Below are 1,082 nucleotides of genomic sequence, written 5' to 3'. Positions count from 1 at the left end.
GCCACAGCTCCAGCGCCGGCACCGACGGCAGGAACCAGACATTGCGCATCTGTGCGTAACGGTCTTCCGGCACCAATACCTGTTGTTGATCGCCTTCGATCACCAGCGTCTCCAGCACCAGTTCACCGCCCTTGACCAGGCAATCCTTCAGCGCCAGCAAATGCTCGATCGGCGAACGACGGTGGTAAAACACGCCCATGGAAAACACGGTGTCGAACCCTTCCAGGTTCGGCGGCAGGTCTTCGAAAGGGAAGGGCAGGTGCCAGGCATTGGGCTCGGACAGGTAACGCTGCACCGCCTGGAACTGGCAGAAGAACAGCCAGTTGGGGTCGACGCCGATTACGCTGTCGGCCCCGGCACCGAGCATGCGCCACATGTAATAGCCGTTGCCGCAGCCGACATCGAGGATGCGTTTGCCCTTCAGGTCCAGATGCGGAGCCACTCGGGACCATTTCCAGTCCGAGCGCCATTCGGTGTCGACATGCACGCCGAACAGGTCAAACGGCCCTTTGCGCCAAGGAGACAAACCCATCAGCGCGGTGCGCATTTGCGCGCGGGTTTCATCGTCGCAATCGGTGTCCAGCTTAAGGCCGTTCAACAAGTCGACTTCGCTCGGCTGGATCTTCGGCAATGCATCCAGTGCGCTCTGCCAGCGCTCCAGGTCGCCGTGACCTTTTTCCATTTTCTTGTCGAGTTGCACTTGCAGGGTGTTGGCCCATTCGGCCAGCGGAGTACCGGCCAGACGGCGGGCGAGGGGGGACAAATCAATCATGGCAAGGCAATCAACGAGGCAAAGTTAAGACACTGGAACCACGGCACGACTTTCGAGAAACCGGCGGCCAACAGGCGTTCGCGATGTTCTTCGAGGCTGTCGGGCTTCATGACATTTTCGATGGCGCTGCGCTTCTGGGCGATTTCCAGTTCGCTGTAGCCGTTGGCGCGTTTGAAGGCCACGTGCAGGTCAGTGAGCAGCGCGTGTTCTTCGGGGTCATTGAAGCGCAGCTTCTCCGAGAGAATCAGCGCGCCACCGGGCAACAGCGATTGGCGGATGCGCGCGAGCAGCGCGGTGCGCTGGTCCGGGG

2 protein-coding genes are annotated in these 1,082 nt (G+C 60.8%); both read right to left on the bottom strand.

Going from position 1 to position 1,082, the window contains the following annotated elements:
- The coding region (cmoB, locus tag AC1DLB_RS30715; protein WP_477786370.1) for a tRNA 5-methoxyuridine(34)/uridine 5-oxyacetic acid(34) synthase CmoB at positions 1-772 on the bottom strand (772 nt) is incomplete at its 3' end.
- On the bottom strand, positions 769-1,082 hold a 314-nt coding region (locus AC1DLB_RS30710), incomplete at its 5' end, for a class I SAM-dependent methyltransferase (protein ID WP_477786369.1). The genes cmoB and AC1DLB_RS30710, both read right to left, overlap by 4 nt.

It is taken from the genome of Pseudomonas sp. 05N434 (assembly GCF_056396965.1).
Note: the sequence above shows the minus strand (reverse complement) of the source record. Positions and strands in the feature narration are given on the sequence as shown.